This window comes from Candidatus Dormiibacterota bacterium, assembly GCA_035635555.1.
Lineage (GTDB): Bacteria > Acidobacteriota > Polarisedimenticolia > Gp22-AA2 > Gp22-AA2 > Gp22-AA3.
In genome coordinates this window covers 90,676-108,801 of record DASQAT010000006.1, presented here as the reverse complement: position 1 = coordinate 108,801, position 18,126 = coordinate 90,676, and the positions used below count along the sequence as shown (strand labels likewise).

The following is an 18,126-nucleotide window of genomic DNA, read 5'->3' as shown; positions in this document are numbered from 1 at the left end:
AGGGCACCCATCCCGCTCAGGCGTCCGCAGGGAAGTGCCGGAACCTGCCCCGCAGCTCTTCCATCGGCACGTAGCGTCCCTCGCGGGTCAGGATCAGGACGCCGCTCCGCTTCGGGACGATCTGCCCGATGCGCGACACCGGCAGCCTCATCCGGCGCGCCAGGCGGCGCACCTGGTCGTCGTGCCCGGGACGCGCCGTGAACAGAAGCTCGTAGTCCTCGCCACCCACGACGGCGGCGCGCGTCGCGGCGCGCCCTCCCAGAACGGCCGCGGCCGGACGCGCCACCGGGATCGCCGCCTCCTCGACGACCGCCCCGGTGCCGCTGGCGGCGCACAGACGCGGGAGATCCTGCGCCAGCCCGTCCGACAGATCGATCATCGCCGCCGCCAGACCGGTCAGGCCGAGGGCGCGCCCCGCGAGGACGCGCGGCTCCGGATCGAGATGGGCGCGCATGGCGGCGGCGCGCATCCCCGCGGCCCGGCCGAGACGGGCCCCCGATCTCAGAAGGCGCAGCCCGGCCGCGGCCGACCCGAGGCTCCCGGTGACGTACAGACCGTCCCCCGGGCGGGCGCCGCTCCGCCGCACGTCGCGCCCGCGCTCGACATGTCCGAGGAGCGTGACGCTGACGAGGAGGGTCCGGGAGGCGCAGGTGTCTCCACCGACGAGCACGGCACCGAAACGACGCGCCTGCGAGGCGAGCCCCCGCGCCACATCGAGGGCGTAGCGCGGGTCGGTGCTGCGCGGGAATCCGGCGCTGAAGACGAAGGCCCCCGGCACCCCGCCCATCGCGGCGATGTCGCTCAGATTGACCGCCAGCACCTTGCGTCCGAGCAGGTCGCCCGGCGTCCAGGCCGATCGGAAATGGATTCCGTCGGTGAGGAGATCGGTCGTCAGGAGCGTGTGCAGTCCCTGAGAGGCCGGAAGGACCGCGGCGTCGTCGCCGATGCCCAGGACGGACCGCTGTGCAACTCCGCGACCCGGCCGCGCCAGGCGGGCGACCTCGTGGATGAAGCCTTTCTCGGTGAGGCGCTCCAGTCGTGCCATGGACCGGGCCCGCTAGATGGCTATCGGGCGCTCCGTGCCGACGCGCTGCTGGCCGCTGCGCCGGGCCATCGCCTCGGTCAGGGCGATGGCGAACACCTCGGTCACGTCCGACACGAAGCAGAACTTGAGGTTCTTGCGGAAGAGCTTCGGGACCTCCTCCAGGTTCTTGCGGTTCGCCTCGGGGAGGATGACCGTGTCGATGTTGGCCCGCCGCGCCGCCAGGACCTTCTCTTTCACGCCGCCGATCGGCAGGACGTTGCCGCGCAGGGTGATCTCGCCGGTCATGGCCACGCTGCGTCTCACCGGGCGGTTGGTGAGCACCGAGATGATGGCCGTCGCCATGGTGATGCCGGCCGACGGTCCGTCCTTCGGGATCGCCCCTTCCGGCACGTGGACGTGAACGTCCAGGTCGCCGAAGGCATTCATGGCGACGCCCAGCTCGGACGCCTTGGAGCGCGCGTACGACAGCGCCGCCTGGGCCGACTCCTTCATGACGGTGCCCAGGTGGCCGGTCAGGATCAGCCGTCCCTTGCCGGGCATCGTCGTCGCCTCGACGAACAGGATCTCGCCGCCGGCCGCAGTCCAGGCGAGCCCGGTCGCAACACCGATCTGGTTGTTGATCAGGGCCATCTCCGGGGTGACGCGCGGGACGCCGAGCAGCTCTTCAGCCCGGACGGGCGTGACCTTGTAGGGGCCGCCCTCTCCCTCCGCGACGCGGCGCGCCAGCTTGCGGCAGACCTTGGCGATCTCGCGCTCGAGGTTCCTGAGACCCGCCTCGCGTGTGTACTTCGAGATGATCGTCAGGATGGCCTTGTCGGGGAACGAGACCTGCGCCTCCGATAGCCCGTTCTCCTCGACCTGCTTCGGGATCAGGTGCCGTTTGGCGATCTCGACCTTTTCCTCCTCCGTGTAGCCGGAGAGGCTGATCACCTCCATGCGGTCCCGGAACGCCGGCTGGATCGGGTCGAGGAGGTTGGCGGTGGCGACGAACATGACGTTCGACAGGTCGAACGGCACGTTGAGGTAGTGGTCGCGGAACGAATAGTTCTGCTCCGGGTCGAGGACCTCGAGGAGGGCGGACGAGGGGTCGCCGCGGTAGTCGGAGCCGATCTTGTCCACTTCGTCCAGCATGAACACCGGATTGTTGGACCCCCCCTGGCTGATCCCCTGGATGATGCGTCCCGGCATCGACCCGACGTAGGTGCGCCGGTGGCCGCGTATCTCCGCCTCGTCGCGGATGCCGCCGAGGGAGATGCGCACGAACTTGCGGCCGAGCGCCCGGGCGATCGACCGGCCGAGCGACGTCTTGCCGACGCCCGGCGGGCCGAGGAAGCACAGGATAGGGCCGCGCATCTTCTTCTTCAGCTTGCGCACCGCCAGATATTCCACGATGCGTTCCTTGATCGTCTCCAGACCGTAATGATCGGCGTCGAGGATTTCCTGCGCCTTCTTGAGATCGAGAGCGTCCTTGGTCTGCTGCGACCAGGGGAGGTTCACCATCCAGTCGAGGTAGTTGCGCACCGTGGCCGTCTCGGCCGAGTCGGGGTGCATGCGCTCCAGCTTGTTGATCTGGCGCTCGACCTCCTCGAAGACCTTGGCGGGCATCTTCGCCTTGCGCGCCTTGTCGCGGAACTGCTCGACCTCCTCCGCCAGGTCGTTCCCCTCCCCGAGCTCGTTCTGGATCGCCTTGAGCTGCTGTCTCAGGAAGTACTCGCGCTGCGATTTGTCGATCTCCTCGCGCGCGTGCGTGTTGATCTCCTGCTGCATGTTCAAAAGCTCGAGCTCCTTGTTCAGGAGGTCGTTGACCTTCTTCAGACGCGCCACCGGATCGACCATCTTGAGGACCGTCTGGGCATCCTCGATTTTGAGGTCCAGATTGCTGGCGACCAGGTCCGCGAGCCGGCCGGGGTCCTCCAGGTTGCTGGCGATGACCATGACCTCGGACGAAATCGCCTTGCCCAGCGAGGCGCTCTTCTCGAGGGATTTCTTCACGGTCCGCAGCATCGCTTCCTGCTCCATCGTCGCCTTGACCTGCGGCTCGACGATGCGGGTCAGGGTCGCGGTCGTGAACTGCTCGCCGCGCATGAAATCGTCCACCTTGGCGCGGCACACCCCCTGGACCAGGACGCGGATGCGGCCGTCCGGCAGCTTCAGCATCCGCATGATCACGCCCACCGTCCCCACATTGAACAGGTCCCGCTCGCTCGGCTCCTCGACCTTGCTGTCCTTCTGGGACACCAGGAGGATCATCCGGTTGTCGGCGAGCGCCTGGTCGACCGCCCGGATCGATCGCTCCCGGCTGACCGACAACGGCACGATGATGAACGGGTAGACCACGATGTCGCGCAGCGGCAGGACCGGGAGCTCCTTCGGGACCCTGAGCTGGTCCTCGGGGACCTCTACGGGCTGGCTGCTCATGGGCGCTCCCCGATCTTGATCGTGATGGGCAGCTCTTCGCCGCGCTTGTCGGGCACCTTCGGGAAGGCGATCCGGAGGACCCCTTCCGCAAGCTCCGTCCTCGCCTTGTGCGTGTTGACCGGCGACGAGATGTGCACCACCCGCTTGAATTTCCCGAACGCCCGCTCCATGGAGTGGTATTTGGCGCCCTTGGCGCTCTCGGTGCGCTTCTTCTCGCCCCTCAGGATGAGGTTGTTGCCGTTGACCGCCAGGGTCAGGTCCTTGAGGGGGACCCCCGGCACCTCGAACCGGACCACCAGCTCCTCGGGGGTCTCGTAGACGTCGGCGGCCGGCAGCCACTCGCCGGTCCCCTCGCTCCCCGACGACTTCAGCTCGAGGAGGTTATCGAACAGACGGTTAATTTCGCTCTGGATGCGGCTGATCTCGACGAAAGGGCCAATGTCGGCCATGGGGGACCTCCCATGCGGATTCGGGGCTCAATATAGTGACGCCCGGGGGTACCTGCAAGGGAGCAGGCTACTTCCTCTGCTCCAGCAGGTCGTTCAGCACCTTCATGAACTGGTCGACGTCCTCGAACTGCCGGTAGACGCTGGCGAACCGGACGTAGGCGACCTTGTCCAGCTCCCTCAGGCGGTCCATGACCTGCTCGCCGAGCTTCACCGTCGGGATCTCCCGCTCGGGGGCCTCCTGGACCATCTGCTCGATCTCGTCGGCCACCCTCTCCAGCGCGGCGGGCGAAACCGGGCGCTTCTCGCAGGCCTTGCGCAGCCCCCCCAGGACCTTGTTGCGATCGTACGGCTCGCGCGTGCCGTCCTTCTTGACCACCATGAACGGGATCTCGTCGATGCGCTCGTAGGAGGTGAAGCGGCGGCCGCACGACAGGCATTCCCGTCGACGACGGATCACCAGGCCGTCCTTCCCCTCGCGCGAATCGACCACCTTGTCCTCGATGTGCGCGCAGAAGGGACATCTCATGGCGTCCTCGAGATGGTGGCCATCTTCCGGACTTCCGCGGGGCGCACTCCGCCGTGCCACATGAAGATGAGTCCAAGCGCGATGGTCGGCAGGAGCGTGATGGCGTGCAGCATGACCGCCGCCGCCCCGGCGCTGGCCTCGGGGACGCCCCAGAATCCGCTGAGGGAGATCTGGCACAGGAACTCGTAGGGGCCGACTCCTCCGGGCGTCGGCATGACGATCCCCAGGCCGAGCGGTACGATCAGCAGAAACATGTCGGTGAATCGCAGCCGCAGATCGAACGCGCGGATGCCCATGAGCACCGACGCGTCGATGACCAGCCACATCAGGAACGACAGGGCGATGCTCTGCAGGAGCTGCTTCTTCCGCTTGATGATCCCCAGCCCGGCGATCATCTTTTCGACGATCTCCGTCAGACGTGCCGCCGCGCCGCCATGACGCCGGCCGTGCAGGGCCTTCATCACCCGCATGACGAAGTTCGGGAACAGGACGAGCACCAGCACGAGCGGCAGGGCGACCGCGACGAGGAGGGCCGTGGCCACGATCGCCTTGGTCAGGTAGACCGACGCCTCGTGCTCGGCGCCGCCCCCCTTCCGGGGGGAGACCAGGGCCGAGCCGCGTGCCGTCAGGACGAACACCGCCAGGAGCGCCATGACCGTCATGACGTCGAACAGTCTCTCCAGGGCCACGGCGGCGATCGACGCCGTGGCGCTGATCTTCTCGCGGCGTGCGAGGAGCACCGGACGCGCCACCTCCCCCAGCCGGAACGGCACGATGAACGAGATCATGAACCCGATGAACATCGTGGAGGTCAGGTTGTACATCCCGATCCCCTTCTTGACCGGCGCCATCAGGACACGCCAGCGCCAGGCCCTGATCAGGTAGGCGAGGAGGGTGAGGGCCACGCTGAGCAGGATGAGCCCGGGGCTCGCTTCGCGCAGGCTCCGTGTCGCCGCCCGGACGTCGAAGCGCCGCGCGAAGAAGAAGAGACAAGACAGCGTCAGCAGAAGACTGACGATGATTCGGAGGGCCGGTTTCACCGCGCTGGGCATCCGGAGCGCGCCCTGTCGTCCGCGCGCGAAGCGGGCACGCCTCAGCCTGCGCGCCGGGCGCAATATACCGGAAGCCGCCGAACGAAGTCCATAGCGGGAAGCGTCCGGGCGGCGGAAGCGATCAGCGGGACGGCCGGACGGTGAAGCCGGCCAGCTCGGTGGCGATCGACTGCGCGTGGCCGCGCAGGCCCTCGAGGGCCTGCCGCAGCCGTTCGGCGGCGGCGAGGTTGGAGGCGATCGACGAGGAGACGGCGGCCAGCCCCTTCAGGAACTGGTCGGAGGTCTCGGCCTGGTCCGACGTGGCCCGGTGGATCGCGGCGATCATGCCGCTGACGTTTCCGATGGCGTGCGTGACGGAGCGGGAGCCGCGCGTCTGCTCGGCGGTGGCGCGCTTCACGTGCCCCGACATCTCGCGCATGTTCTCCACAGCCGACATGATCTGCTCCGAGCCGAGCATCTGCTCGCCGGTCGCCTTCTTGATCTGGGCCGCCATCTCGCGCACCTTCTCGACAGAGGCGCCGACAATCAGCCTGAAGCTCGCCTGATCGCGGGCCGCCTCGGCGATCTCGCCGACCCGGCCGGAGGACTGGCGCGCCGACTCCAGGATCTCCTTCAGCATCCTGCCCGCCTCGCGGGAGCGCTCGGACCCCTCCTCGACGCGGGCCATCCCTTCCTGCATGGCCTGCACCGCCCGCCCGGTCTCCGACTGGAACGAGGCGATCAGATTTTCGATCTCCTTCGCGCTCGTGGCGGTGCGCTCGGCGAGCTGCCGGATCTCCTCCGCCACGACGGCGAAGCCGCGGCCGTGCTCCCCGGCCTGCGCCGCGATGATGGCGGCGTTGAGCGCCAGGAGATCGGTCTGCTCCGTGACCTCCTGGATGACGTTCAGGATCAGCCCGATCTCCTGCCCCTTCCGGCCGACCGACTCGATGACCTTCCGGGTCTGGGAGACGCTGCCGTAGATGCCGTCCATCCCCTCGATCGTGTGCACGACGGCGCGCATCCCCTTCTCGGCGTTGCCTGCCACGAGCTCCGAGATCGCCTTGCTGTCGGCGGCGTTGCGCTCGACCTGCTCGATGACCTTCCCCATGCGGGACATCGCCTCGGAGGTCTCGGCCACGAACTGGTTCAGGAGCTCGACGTTCCGGTCGATCTCCTTGATCGATCCGACCACCTCCTCGGTGGTGGCCGCCGTGTCCTCGACCGACATCGTCAATCCGTCGGCGTGGCCGGCCACCTCCTCGATCGTGGCGACCATCGCCAGGATCGAGGACGTCGATTCCTCGGAAGAGGCCGACAGACCGCTCACGCTCGAGACCACGTTGCGCGCCGAGCGTGTCAGCGACTCCGCGGTCGCCACGGCGGCCTGAACGACCGCCTGCTGGGAGGCGGTCCCCGCCACGACCGTGGCCGCCGAAGACTCCGACCCCTGCACCAGGTCGGTCACCCGCCTCGACTCCTCGCGCAGGCGATGGATGGTCCCCTCCAGCCGGTCTCCGAGCGCGTCGATCGCCCGCCCGATCGAGGCGATCTCGGCGGCGGCTCCACCGGCCTCGCTGCGCCGGCCGAGATCCCCCGCCTCCAGGCCGGAGGCGACCGACACCAGGTCCCGGGCGGGCCGCAGGACGAGACGGCGCGTGAGCACCTGGGCCAGGAGCATTCCTCCGAGAACCACCGCGAGCCCGAGAAGGGATCCCTGCACGGCGAAGGATTGACGCGCGTCGTCGACGGGGGCCGCGCCGAAGGCTACCCGGACGTCACCGATGTAGCCTCGGCCGACCGCCACGTGTTGAACGAGTCCGCGTTCCGCAGCGGCGGCACCCAGGCGCGGGGCGGCGCCGGCCGATCGGGGGCCCAGACCGGTCTCGTCCGAGCTCCCCTGGACTCCGCCCGGGCGGCCCTGAGTCTCCGCCCCGCTCCTTCCCGCCGCGAACGGGGAAGACTCGAGAGGACGTGTCGGAATCTCGATCGGAAACGTGAAGAGGAAGAGCGGTTCGCCGCCGAGACCGACGATTCGATCCCCCTGGTCCGACGGAGCCACCGGCAGACTGCGCGCCGCATAAATCGGCCGGGCTCCCGCGGCGCCCGCCTCGAGCACCACGGCCCCGTCCCGGTCCACGATCCCGGCATACACCAGATCGCCGTCACCCACCACCTGCTCGAGGACCGTCTTGAGCCTCTCGAGGCCGCCGTTCTCTTCCGCTCCCGCCGCCGCGACCGCCAGGATCCGGGTCAGGCCGATCCCCCGCTGGCGCATCGAGCCGAAGGCGTGTCGTTCGATGGTGGCCGTGCCGCTCACGATGAGGATGGCGCCCAGCAGCCCGAGAAGAAGACCGGTCCCGGCGACCAGCGCGGGGCCGAGGGCGTGCCCGGATCCCGGGCCCCGGCCGACCCTCGCTGTGGCGCTGCGCTCTCCGGCCATCCTGAGGCTCCGTCGTCCCTTACGTTCCCGGCGCCGGCGGCCGGACACACTTCAGGCAGGGCACGACGGGCGTCAATATAGGGTCCGGCCCCCGGGGGCGCCATCCGTGGGGAGGTGTCCGGGAACCGGGTGGTAAAAAGATGATAAAGGCGCGCCGGGGCGGCGGGACCGTCGAGAGCGGGTCAGGTCTCCGCGAGCGGAAGCCGCGGATAGCCGGGGGGCGGTGCGCCTGAAAGCCACGGTGTCCTCTGGCGGCGCCCATGGAGGCGCGCCAGGCGGCGCTTCCATGCGAACAGCGGGGCGTGGGCAGGATCGCGGACGAATTCCGGGACGATCTCCAGTGGGTCAAGGAGGGACGCCGCCGCGATATCGGCGAGCGTCATCCGATCCCCCACCAGGAACCCGGTCGGCGCGATCGCGGCCTGCAGCTCGCCGAGCAACCGGCGCAGCCTCTCCCGGCTCTCCTGCAGCTCGCGCGGAAAGATCTTGAACTTGCGACGCACGCGCGGCTCGACGAGGCGCAGCAGGAGGGGATTCAGCCAGCGCTTCGGCGGGCGGGGCCAGAGGATGGTCCCCACGAGGAGGGCCGGATTCTCGAGCGCCACCTCGTAGGCGACGCGCCGGGCGTCGGGTCCGAGCCACTCGTCGCACTTCGTCTGCAGGGCGAGGACGGACTCCCGGGCCCGCGTCTCGCGCGGCAGGAGCGGTGGACCCGGGTGTGTCTCCTCGAGGTGAGAGGCGATGGCGCCGGACCCGGCGATCACGCGGGCGCCGTCCTTGAGGACCGGAACGTCGCCGCGCATTCCGAGATCGATCACCTGCCGCCTGGTGAACGGGTTGACCCGCACGATCGTGTGCGGCAGGCCCTTGTAGTCGAGACAGAAGCGCGCCTTCTCGCAGAAGTGCGACCAGAAGATGTCGTACAGGACGAGCGTCATAAGGCGTGCTCCGCGCGTTGACCGGGCGCGTGTCGCGATGATACAAGACCCTTTACATGGATTACGGGTTGAAGGGACAGGTCGCCATCGTGACGGGAGGATCCCGGGGCATCGGCAGGGCCGCGGCGGCGGCCCTTCTGCGCGAAGGCGCCTCGGTCATGCTGGCGTCGCTGCGCAAGGACTCGCTCGATGCCGCGACGCGGCAGCTGGCTTCCCTCGGCAGGGTCGAGTCCCTGACCTGCGACGTCACGTCGGAGGCGGACGTGAAGCGTCTCGTCCAGGAAACGGTGCGGCGCTTCCGACGGCTGGACGTGATGATCGCCAACGCGGGCGTCGCCGACCCGTACAAGAACCTGGCCGACACGACGGTCGCGGAGTGGGACCGGATGATCGCCATCCACCTGCGCGGCACGTTCCTGTGCGGTCGCGAGGCGGCGCGCGCCATGCGCGACGCGAAGGTCTCCGGCCGGATCGTGACCCTCTCCTCGACATCCGCCTTCGAGTGCGATCCCCTGGGAGGCAGCTACAACGCGGCCAAGGCGGGAATCGTGGGTCTGACGCGCTCGATGGCCATCGATTTCGCCGAGTTCGGCATCCGCGTGAACAGCGTCGCGCCCGGCTGGATCTACACCGACATGTCCACGGCCGATCTGCCGCCGCGCGGCACGCCGATCGAGAACCTCGGTGTCCTCAGGCGCGCGGGAGAGGCGGACGAGGTCGCCGCGGCGATCCTGTTCCTGGCCTCGAGCGCCTGCCCGTTCATGACCGGGACGACGCTGTTCGTGGACGGCGGCCAGATGATCGTGGCCCCCAAGATGCGCTGGTGATCGACGACGCGCGTTCCACTCAATCCGCCGAGCCGCCGCCGTCGACGACCAGGGCCGAGCCGGTCATGAACGACGAGTCGTCGGTCGCCAGGAACAGGACGGCGCGGGCGATCTCTTCCGGCTTGCCGATGCGGCCGAGCGGCCGGTTCGCCGCCCCCTGCAGGTACTGCTCCCAGGTCTGACCGCGCTGCTTGGCGTCCTCGGGGAGCATCGGGGTCTCGACGTCGCCCGGACAGATGCAGTTAACGCGGATTCCGTGGCGGCCGTGGTCGATCGCCATCGCCTTGGTGAGCAGGACCACGCCCCCCTTCGAGGCGCAGTAGGCCGCGGCCGCGTCCCCCCCGACCAGGCCCCAGCCGCTGCTGTTGTTGACAATCACGCCCGCGCGCCTCTCGATCATGTGGGGCAGGGCGTATTTCGACATCAGGAACGTCCCCTTCAGGTTCACGTCCAGCGTCTGGTCCCACTCCTCCTCGGGGCAGTCGGGGACGGTGCGCGGGAAGAACACGCCGGCGTTGTTGAACAGGAGATCGATCTTCTTGAACGTCTTGATCGTCTCGTCCACGGCGTGCCTGCAGTCGGAGGCCAGGCGCACGTCCGAACGGATGAAGACCCCCTCGCCGCCCGCGTTCTTGACCTCGTGCAGGACGACGCGGCCGCGCACTTCGTCGCGGCCCGTGAGCGCCACCTTCGCCCCTTCGCGCGCGAACAGCACCGCCGTCGCCCGGCCGATGCCCGATGTTCCCCCGGTGATGAGCGCCACCTTCCCCTCCAGCCGCATCGTCTTTCTCCTCCTACCCGGCCACGAACCCGCCGTCCACGATGAGCGGCGCCCCGCTCACGAACGAGGAAGCGTCCGAGGCGAGGTAGAGCGCCGCCTGCGCGATGTCCTCCGGCCGCGCCACGCGGCGGAGCGGCACCTGCGCCGACTCCTGCAGGAACCGGTCGAGCGGCTCGCCGAGCATGCCCGCCTCGCTCCGCAGCATCGGCGTGTCGGTGTCGCCGGGGCAGATGCAGTTCACCCGGATGTTCTGAGCGCCGTGGTCGAGCGCCATCGCCTTCGTCAGGATGACCACCGCCCCCTTCGACGCGCAATAGACCGCACCGCGCGCCCCCCCCACGAGCCCCCAGTTCGAGGCCGTGTTGATGATGACACCCCCGCCGGAGCGCGCCATGACCGGGACGGCGCGGCGCGACAGGAGAAACACCGACTTGACGTTCACCTGCATGACGCGGTCCCAGTCCTCTTCGCTCGTCTCGAGGAGCGTGGCCCGCCTGATGATGCCGGCGTTGTTGAACAGGATGTCGAGCCGTCCGAAACGCTCCGTGCTCTGCTGGATGGCGCGTTCGGCGTCCGCGTCCTTCGTCACGTCGCCGTGCACGAAGATCGCCCGGCCCCCCTCGTCTTCGATCGCCCGGGTCGCCGCCAGGCCCCCCTCTTCATCCCGATCGAACAGGACGACCGCGGCCCCTTCGCGACCGAACAGGAGGGCCGTGGCCCGCCCGATTCCCGAGGCGGCGCCGGTGATCACCGCGACCTTGTCCCGCAGGACCCCGGCAGCCGCCGGCGCGCCGCCGTTCCCGGACCTCATCGAAACACCGCCGCGCACCCCCGGAACATGCTAGCGGCTCGCCAGGCCGCCGGCGGTCTCGCCGCCGTCGATGATGAAGACCTGGCCCGTGAAGTAGGCGCCGTCCTCGGAGGCCAGGTAGGCGAACAGGCCGGCGATCTCCTCGGGAGTGGCGTGCCGTCCGAGCGGAATCTTCCGGTTGACCTCCTCGAGCATGGCGTCGGTGTACTCCGCCTTCTGCATCGGTGTCAGCACGTACCCGGGGGCGACGGCGTTGACGCGCACGCCCGGCGCCAGCTCCAGGGCCATCGACTTCGTCAGCTCGATCACGCCGGCCTTGCAGGCGTTGTAATCGGCGTACTGGCGGTGCCCGACGATGCCGTTGGTCGAGGCGGTCATCAGGACGACGCCGCCTCCTCGTTCCACCATGTGCCGGGCCGCAGTCTGCGCGACATAGAACACCCCGGTCAGATCGACGCCGACGACACGGTCCCATTCCTCCGGGGTGATGTCCAGGAACGAATGCCGGATGCTGATACCGGCGTTGTTGATGAGAACGTCCACGCGCCCCATCAGACGGACCGCCTCGGCGAAGGCGGTCCGGACATCGGCCAGCCGGCTCACGTCGGCGGTCAGGACCCCCGCGAGACCCGGCAGGCTCTTCCGGATCGCCTCGTTCCCCCGCGGATCCCGGTCGAGGATGCACACCCACGCCCCCTCGTCCAGGAAGCGGGCCGCTGTGGCGGCCCCGATGCCGCTCGCCCCTCCGGTGACCAGGACTCCCTTCCCCTTCAGCCCTCGCATCCTCTCCCCCGGACCGTCCTCGACGGCCGGTATCATAGTACGGAGACGCGCCTCTCCGCCCCTTCCGTCCGGCCCGGGACTATGTCAGGATGACCGCTCAACTATGGCCTCGATCTCCAGAACCCGTCTCGCCGCGCTCATGGAGCGTGAGACCAGGCGCTTCGTCGAGGAGCACCCCCGGTCGAGCCTCCTGTTCGATCGCGCCCGCGCCTCGCTCCTCGGCGGCGTGCCGATGAACTGGATGGTGCGCTGGTCCGGGCCGTTCCCTCTGTTCGTCCGTGAGGCTCGCGGGGCCCACTTCACCGACGTGGACGGTCACCGCTATCTCGATCTGTGCCTGGGGGACACCGGCGCCATGACGGGTCACTCGCCGGAGCCGGTGGCCGAGGCGGTGGCGGCGCAGGTGCGCCGGGGGATCACCTTCATGCTGCCGACGGAGGACGCGATCGTCGTGGGGGAGGAGCTCAAGCGGCGGTTCGGGCTGCCGTTCTGGCAGATCGCCATGACCGCCACGGACGCCAACCGCTTCGCCATCCGCCTGGCGCGCGGCATCACCGGGCGGAGGCTCGTCCTGGTGTTCAACGGCTGCTACCACGGCACGGTGGACGAGACCTTCATCTCGCTGTCGAACGGCGCGACGGTGCGGAAGAAGAGCTCCTTCGGGCCTCCTGTAGACCCGGCCCTGACGACGCGCGCCATCGAGTTCAACGACGTGCCGGCGCTCGAGAAGGCGCTTCTCCCCCGCGATGTGGCGTGCGTGCTGGCCGAGCCGGCGATGACCAACGTCGGGATGATCCTCCCCGACCCGGGCTACCACGACGCGCTGCGCGAGATCACCCGGCGCACCGGGACCCTTCTGGTCATCGACGAAACCCACACCATCTGCGCCGGTCCCGGCGGGTACACGGCCGCCCACGGCCTCCTGCCCGACATGCTGACGATCGGCAAGCCCATCGCCGGCGGCGTTCCGGCCGCCGCGTACGGGGTGAGCGGGGACCTCGCGGAGCGCGCAGCGGCCGGCATCCGCGTGGAGGACTCCGACGTCAGCGGCATCGGCGGGACGCTCTCAGGAAACGCGCTCGCCCTCGCCGCCATGCGGGCGGCCCTGGAGCGCGTCCTCACGCCGGAGTTCTACCACCGGACGATCCCCCTGGCGGAGCGCTTCGTCGCGGGGGTCGAGGAGACGATCCGCTCCTCCGGTCTGCCGTGGCACGTCGTGCGTCTCGGCAACCGCGCCGAGTACCAGTTCCGCCCCACGCCGCCCCGGAACGGCTCCGAGGCCGAGGCCGCCATGGATCTCGACCTCGACCGCCTCCTGCACCTCTACTGCCTGAACCGGGGCATTCTCATGACTCCCTTCCACAACATGGCGCTCATCGCCCCGGACACGACACCCGAGGACATCGATTCGCACACGCGCACGTTCGCCGAGGCGGTGCGGGAGCTCTGCGGCTGAGCCGCGCTACCCTGGTCCGCTCACAGCGAGTTGAGGAACGTGATGAGCGCGCTCTTGTCCGCGGTGCTCAGGCTCCCGTAGTTGAAGATGACCGGTCCCGCCTCGCCCGCGTGGCGGAGGATCGCCTCGTTGCGCGTGAGGCTCAGGCCGTCGTGCATCAGTCGATCCCGTGTGCGCAGACCCCACAGCGGCGCCGTCCGCACCTTGTTGCGCGTGGACGGCCCGCCGTTCTGGACGATCCCGTCGCCGGTGCCGACGTTGTGCAGGAGGAAATCGCCGAACGGATGTATCGTCCTGCCGCCGAGGGCGGGCGGCACGGTGAACGCCCCCTGGTTGATCACGGTGCCCGCCGGAGCGGTCGTGATGCTCCTCACGTGGCAGACGTCGCAGCCGATCAAGGTGAAGAGCTGGTCGCCGCGCCGGGCATCCGCGGTGGCGCCGAGCGCCTCGTCCCGCGGCGGCGCCTTCGTCGAGCGCATGAACCGCGCGAAGGCTTCGACGTCCTCGCCGTCATTCTCGGGATCGCTCGCGCGATCGAAGGCGTCCACGGGATCGCCGTTGGAGCTGTTCTCGACAGGCTGAAGCGGGCTGGTGATGCCCATCTCGTTGAGGTAGGCGTCGGCGGAGAAGGACAGCAGGCTGGCGTGCTGGTTCTTCCAGCCGAAGCGTCCCCCGCGCAGACGGTTGCCGGCCTCGAGAACCGGCACCTGGATGAACTGCCCGCGCATCCCCGCCGGCTGCCGGTTCGAGATCGCCACCAGAGTGTTGCTGTCGATGCACTCGACGAAGCCGTCCCCCAGCGTGTTCAGAGAGGCGCGGAATGACCGCACTTCGTTCCCTCCGAGCACCCGTTCCTGGATCGACGGATCGATGGCGCGGTCGCTGATCAGCGACCCTCCGGGGTGATTGACGAACAGCAGGCCGTCGAAGTGGCCGGCCCGCAGCTCCGTGACCTGGCTGATCGCGCCGGTCACGGGATTCTGGTGGCACTCCGCGCAGGCCTGGGCGTTGTAGACCGGGCCCAGGCCGTCGTCGATCGTCTCGCGCTCCTCGAAGGTCCCGCGATCCAGGTCGAACTGCGTCTGGTTCGCGAAGCCGTTGGTCTGATCGTCGAAGCCGGTCGGGGCCTCGGCGGGTCCGGACTGCGTGAACGCGAGGGTCACCGCGAGGGTGGCCGATAAGACCGACAGCAGGTGACGGCGATTCATGTCGGGTCCTCCTCCCTGCACCCCGGCCCGCCGCCGCGAGGAAAGCGGGCTTGCGTCGCAACTCCCGTCCGTGCGTTCTCGAGGTGTACCGGAAATATCGGCGCGTGAGATCGGGATTCAAGCGAACGGGCGCAGGTGACGAATTTGATCACGGCGGAGCGCCGGGAACGTCGCCGGAATGCCGAGATCCGCGGCGCGCGCGTCGGGAAACCACGCAGCCCGGCCGCCGGAGAGCGTCGCGACACGGCGGACCCCGGTCTCTCTCCTATGGAATGGAGACGAGACTTCATACGCCTGCCGGGGGACGCGACATACGCGCGGGGCCCGCCCGGAATCGCCCACGCCCCCCCGATCCACCCTCGAAAATTCCTTGCCCGGCCCCTCCCGGGCGTCGTATATTCCCGGCCACAATCGACTGCGCGCGGCGCACGACTTTGAAACATATCAGGCTCACGCGGGGCGGACGGCCGTCCCCTCCAGGATGAGAGAGGTGCAACATGTCAGTCTTGGCCGGCTTCCCGGACAGGTATCGTCGATCTGCGCTCCTGGGACTGCTTCTCGTGGTCACCGCCGGCGCGGCGGTCGGGCTCTCGCGGGGCGCGGCGGCGCAGTCGCCCGCCGCCGGTGCCGCGGCCCCCGGCGCTCATGACCTCGATAGCCGCCTCGCCGCGGCGCTGACCCGGGCCGGGTTCACCGGCCGCACCGAGTCCAAGCTGGAGGCGCGGCTCGGCCGTCCGATCGATTCGAAACGCGCCGACCTCGGCCGGCTTCTCTTCTTCGACAAGATCCTGGGCCTGCACGACGACAACTCCTGCGCAGGATGCCACGCCCCGGCGTTCGGGTTCGGCGACTCCCAGAGGATGGCGATCGGCGTCCAGAACAACGGCGTCGTCGGCCCGGACCGCCACGGTCCGCGCAACCAGAGGCGCTCGCCCCTGGTCGCCAACACCGCCTTCTATCCGGCGCTGATGTGGACGCCGCGCTTCGTCGCGGTCTCCGGCGATCCCTTCGATGGCTCGCTCGGATTCAAGTTCCCGCCGCCCGAGAACGTCGTGACGGGAGTGCCGACGCTCCTGGCGTCGCAGGGCTCGCTTCCGTCCACCGAGCTGGTGGAGATGGCGGGATTCAACGGCATCGCGGCCAACCCCGGGCCCTTCGGCCCGCGTCATTACCAGTTCGACGACGGCCTGGGACAGCCCCTTCCGGCGCCGGACGGGACCGGCTTCCACAACTTCCCGATCCAGGCCGCAGTCAACGCGCGGCTCAACGCGAACGCAACCTACCTGGCTAAATTCGGCGAGGTGTTCAACGGTGGAGTCCCACTCCCCGCCGGAGGAATCACGATCGACATGCGCCGACTCGCCATCGCCGAATTCCAGACGAGCCTCAAAGCCGCCAACGCGCCGCTCGACCGCTACGCGCGCGGCGAGACCGGCGCCTTGACGACCGGGCAGAAGCGCGGGGCGCTCCAGTTCTTCGGCAACGCCGGCTGCGTCGCCTGCCACGCGGTGGGGGGCGGCTCGAACGAAATGTTCAGCGACTTCAAGCCGCACCGCATCGGCGGACCCCAGGTGGCGCCGGTGTTCGGCGTCGGGACCGGCGACACCATCTTCGACGGCCCGGGCGAGAACGAGGACTTCGGCTTCGAGCAGACCGAGGGGGATCCGGCACTGCGCTACATGTTCCGCACGGCGCCGCTGCGCAATCTCAAGGTCGCCCCCGGCTTCTTCCACAACGGCGCTTTCGGCACGCTGGAGGCGGCGATCGCGCACCATCTCGACGTCGATCGCTCCCTGCGCCGCTACGATCCGGCCGCCAACAACCTGCCGGCCGACCTGATTCCGGGCCCGTTCAAGGGGATTCTCCAGGCCGGAATCGACGCGCTTCTGCAGAAACCGATCCGGCTCACCGACGACGAGTTCCGCGACCTGGTGGATTTCGTGCGCGAGGGCCTGTTCGATCCGCGCGTGCTCGATTTCTGCGACCGCGTGCCCGACTCGGTCCCCAGCGGCATGTCGCTGCAGCTGTTCGAGGGATGCAGGTGAGACGCCCGCGATCGGCCGGCCGATGCGCGTCCTGAGGGCCGGCCTGACGGCCCTCGGTCTGGCAGGCTCGGGTTCCGGTGGCGGGGGCTGTCTGTGTCGCGCTCCTCGTGCCTCGAAGCTGAATGCGACCGATGTGCGGCAACAGGAGGAAGCCCAGCCCGATGGCCGGGACCATGTATCTGGCGATCGAGAGGACCAGGATCGTCAGCCCCCAGAAGTAGGCGAGCACGAGCCACACTGCGGAAGCCAGGCGCCGCCGCGCCCCACCACGTCTCCAGGCGAACCAGGTGGCGAGGAGGATCGCGCCGGCATAGACCGACTGGATCAGGAGTGTCGCAGATTCGAACCGCCCGCTGTCCGTCGCGTACCAGCTCCGGGCGGCCTTCAGCGCCACGAGCTCCAGCGCGGCCCGAGGGCGGGCCAGCGACTCCTGGAGGATCACGACCACGGCGTTCGAGACGGTTACGAACTCATCGCGCCGGGACAGGAACGTGGACATCAGGCTCTCGACGTCGCCGGGCAGCGGGAGGCCAGGGTGGTGGACCTTGTCCGGATTCACGGCGTAGGTCCAGCCGTCCAGGACGCTCGCCGGGCTGCCCGCGCTCAGGGGCACCCACCGGCCGGTCGTCCTCCACGCGAACGCCTCCCACGGAACGACCAGGGTCGCATTGCCGAGAAGCAGCGCGACGGACAGGACGATGCGGTGACGCCCCCCCGATCCCGACCTCACGAGCCAGATCAAGGACACGAGCAGGATTCCCAATCCGGCTCCGATCGGCCGGATGAGTGAGGCGATCCCCGCCTGCGTCCCCGCGAGGAAGAACCAGAGCGCCCGGTGCCGCCGTTGGCGCCACCCCTTCACGAAGGCGAGGGCGGCCCCGAAAAACGGGATCAGGAAGGGAAGCTCGCTGCTCGGTTGCCGGGTCAGCCACAGAGCCGGCGGATAGGTGATCCAGGCGAGGGCCACCGCCAGCGCCTCACGACTGGACCACAGCCGCCGGGCGAGTCGCCGGAGCAGGACCGTCGTGATTCCGGCGCAGAGAAGGTGAAACGCCCGTATCGCCGCCTCGTCGGAGAGGTGGGTCAGGGCGGCCGCCCGGAAGACGCACGCGAGAAGGAACGGGTACCCGGGGGGATAGCGGGTCGCGGGTTCACCTGCGGAAGTGACGATTCCTCGTCCTGCGCAAAGACTGCGGGCAACGGGCTCGTAGAATCCCAGGTAGTCACCGCTCTCGTTCCGTCGCAACTCGGAGGGCAGCGCGATCCAGAGAGTCTGCGCGAGCGCGACCGTGGCCCCAAGGACGATGACATCTCGCCACGGCGCTCGGGCCGCCATCCTCGAAATTCCGGTTGACATCATGGGAG

Annotated in this window: 14 protein-coding genes and 1 pseudogene; 3 read left to right on the top strand and 12 right to left on the bottom strand. The window is 69.1% G+C overall.

Features of this window, described 5'->3' with window-relative positions:
• Positions 1-16: 16 nt before the first annotated feature.
• The 7 genes from thiL to VEW47_02170 form a co-directional block, all read right to left on the bottom strand.
• The gene (gene thiL, locus VEW47_02200) at positions 17-1,045 is read right to left on the bottom strand and encodes a thiamine-phosphate kinase (protein HYS03979.1); all 1,029 of its coding nucleotides are present in this window, start codon (positions 1,043-1,045) and stop codon (positions 17-19) included.
• Positions 1,046-1,057: 12 nt separating this feature from the next.
• Complete coding sequence (gene lon / locus VEW47_02195) at positions 1,058-3,463, bottom strand: endopeptidase La (protein HYS03978.1); 2,406 nt, start codon at positions 3,461-3,463, stop codon at positions 1,058-1,060.
• Complete coding sequence (locus tag VEW47_02190; GenBank protein ID HYS03977.1) at positions 3,460-3,912, bottom strand: Hsp20/alpha crystallin family protein; 453 nt, start codon at positions 3,910-3,912, stop codon at positions 3,460-3,462. The genes lon and VEW47_02190 overlap by 4 nt, the downstream gene beginning before the upstream one ends.
• A 67-nt stretch (positions 3,913-3,979) precedes the next feature.
• Positions 3,980-4,438: a transcriptional regulator NrdR gene (gene nrdR, locus VEW47_02185; GenBank protein ID HYS03976.1), complete on the bottom strand. Its 459-nt coding sequence runs from the start codon at positions 4,436-4,438 to the stop codon at positions 3,980-3,982.
• Entirely contained in the window at positions 4,435-5,478 is a 1,044-nt protein-coding gene (locus VEW47_02180; protein HYS03975.1) for a lysylphosphatidylglycerol synthase transmembrane domain-containing protein, read from the bottom strand. Before VEW47_02180 ends, nrdR begins: the two co-directional genes overlap by 4 nt.
• 133 nt (positions 5,479-5,611) lie before the next feature.
• Entirely contained in the window at positions 5,612-7,912 is a 2,301-nt protein-coding gene (locus tag VEW47_02175; protein ID HYS03974.1) for a methyl-accepting chemotaxis protein, read from the bottom strand.
• A 182-nt stretch (positions 7,913-8,094) separates the two neighbouring features.
• The gene (locus VEW47_02170; protein ID HYS03973.1) at positions 8,095-8,850 is read right to left on the bottom strand and encodes a glutathione S-transferase family protein; all 756 of its coding nucleotides are present in this window, start codon (positions 8,848-8,850) and stop codon (positions 8,095-8,097) included.
• Positions 8,851-8,906: 56 nt separating this feature from the next.
• Here VEW47_02170 and VEW47_02165 point away from each other — a divergent pair, with 56 nt between their 5' ends.
• Positions 8,907-9,677, top strand: a complete 771-nt coding sequence (locus VEW47_02165) for an SDR family oxidoreductase (GenBank protein HYS03972.1) — start codon at positions 8,907-8,909, stop codon at positions 9,675-9,677.
• Between the two features lie 19 nt (positions 9,678-9,696).
• On the opposite strand, the gene VEW47_02160 is transcribed toward VEW47_02165, so the two are convergent.
• Genes VEW47_02160 through VEW47_02150 form a run of 3 tightly spaced genes read right to left on the bottom strand, consistent with a single transcriptional unit; the run spans position 9,697 to position 12,052 of the window.
• On the bottom strand, positions 9,697-10,458 hold the full coding sequence (locus tag VEW47_02160) for a glucose 1-dehydrogenase (protein ID HYS03971.1): 762 nt from the start codon (positions 10,456-10,458) through the stop codon (positions 9,697-9,699).
• Positions 10,459-10,471: 13 nt separating this feature from the next.
• Positions 10,472-11,269 (bottom strand): glucose 1-dehydrogenase, encoded by a 798-nt coding sequence (locus VEW47_02155; GenBank protein ID HYS03970.1) that lies wholly within the window; start codon positions 11,267-11,269, stop codon positions 10,472-10,474.
• 30 nt (positions 11,270-11,299) lie between these two features.
• Positions 11,300-12,052, bottom strand: a complete 753-nt coding sequence (locus VEW47_02150; protein ID HYS03969.1) for an SDR family oxidoreductase — start codon at positions 12,050-12,052, stop codon at positions 11,300-11,302.
• 103 nt (positions 12,053-12,155) lie between these two features.
• Between VEW47_02150 and VEW47_02145 the strand changes: the two genes are divergently transcribed.
• A complete protein-coding gene (locus tag VEW47_02145) occupies positions 12,156-13,508 on the top strand; it encodes an aspartate aminotransferase family protein (GenBank protein ID HYS03968.1) in 1,353 nt (450 codons plus the stop codon).
• Positions 13,509-13,528: 20 nt separating this feature from the next.
• On the opposite strand, the gene VEW47_02140 is transcribed toward VEW47_02145, so the two are convergent.
• Positions 13,529-14,716: a di-heme oxidoredictase family protein gene (locus VEW47_02140; protein ID HYS03967.1), complete on the bottom strand. Its 1,188-nt coding sequence runs from the start codon at positions 14,714-14,716 to the stop codon at positions 13,529-13,531.
• A gap of 497 nt (positions 14,717-15,213) precedes the next feature.
• Between VEW47_02140 and VEW47_02135 the strand changes: the two are divergent.
• Positions 15,214-16,137 (top strand): annotated as a pseudogene (locus VEW47_02135) (cytochrome-c peroxidase).
• Positions 16,138-16,621: 484 nt separating this feature from the next.
• Here VEW47_02135 and VEW47_02130 read toward each other — a convergent pair.
• Positions 16,622-18,097, bottom strand: a complete 1,476-nt coding sequence (locus VEW47_02130) for a glycosyltransferase family 39 protein (protein ID HYS03966.1) — start codon at positions 18,095-18,097, stop codon at positions 16,622-16,624.
• Positions 18,098-18,126 lie beyond the last annotated feature (29 nt).

Coding starts and splice junctions, on each gene's coding strand:
- VEW47_02140 (HYS03967.1), bottom strand. CDS start 14,716: ATGAATCGCCGTCACCTGCTGTCGGTCTTATCGGCCACCCTCGCGGTG.
- VEW47_02165 (HYS03972.1), top strand. CDS start 8,907: ATGGATTACGGGTTGAAGGGACAGGTCGCCATCGTGACGGGAGGATCC.
- lon (HYS03978.1), bottom strand. CDS start 3,463: ATGAGCAGCCAGCCCGTAGAGGTCCCCGAGGACCAGCTCAGGGTCCCG.
- VEW47_02160 (HYS03971.1), bottom strand. CDS start 10,458: ATGCGGCTGGAGGGGAAGGTGGCGCTCATCACCGGGGGAACATCGGGC.
- thiL (HYS03979.1), bottom strand. CDS start 1,045: ATGGCACGACTGGAGCGCCTCACCGAGAAAGGCTTCATCCACGAGGTC.
- nrdR (HYS03976.1), bottom strand. CDS start 4,438: ATGAGATGTCCCTTCTGCGCGCACATCGAGGACAAGGTGGTCGATTCG.
- VEW47_02130 (HYS03966.1), bottom strand. CDS start 18,097: ATGGCGGCCCGAGCGCCGTGGCGAGATGTCATCGTCCTTGGGGCCACG.
- VEW47_02170 (HYS03973.1), bottom strand. CDS start 8,850: ATGACGCTCGTCCTGTACGACATCTTCTGGTCGCACTTCTGCGAGAAG.
- VEW47_02150 (HYS03969.1), bottom strand. CDS start 12,052: ATGCGAGGGCTGAAGGGGAAGGGAGTCCTGGTCACCGGAGGGGCGAGC.
- VEW47_02155 (HYS03970.1), bottom strand. CDS start 11,269: ATGAGGTCCGGGAACGGCGGCGCGCCGGCGGCTGCCGGGGTCCTGCGG.
- VEW47_02190 (HYS03977.1), bottom strand. CDS start 3,912: ATGGCCGACATTGGCCCTTTCGTCGAGATCAGCCGCATCCAGAGCGAA.
- VEW47_02145 (HYS03968.1), top strand. CDS start 12,156: ATGGCCTCGATCTCCAGAACCCGTCTCGCCGCGCTCATGGAGCGTGAG.
- VEW47_02175 (HYS03974.1), bottom strand. CDS start 7,912: ATGGCCGGAGAGCGCAGCGCCACAGCGAGGGTCGGCCGGGGCCCGGGA.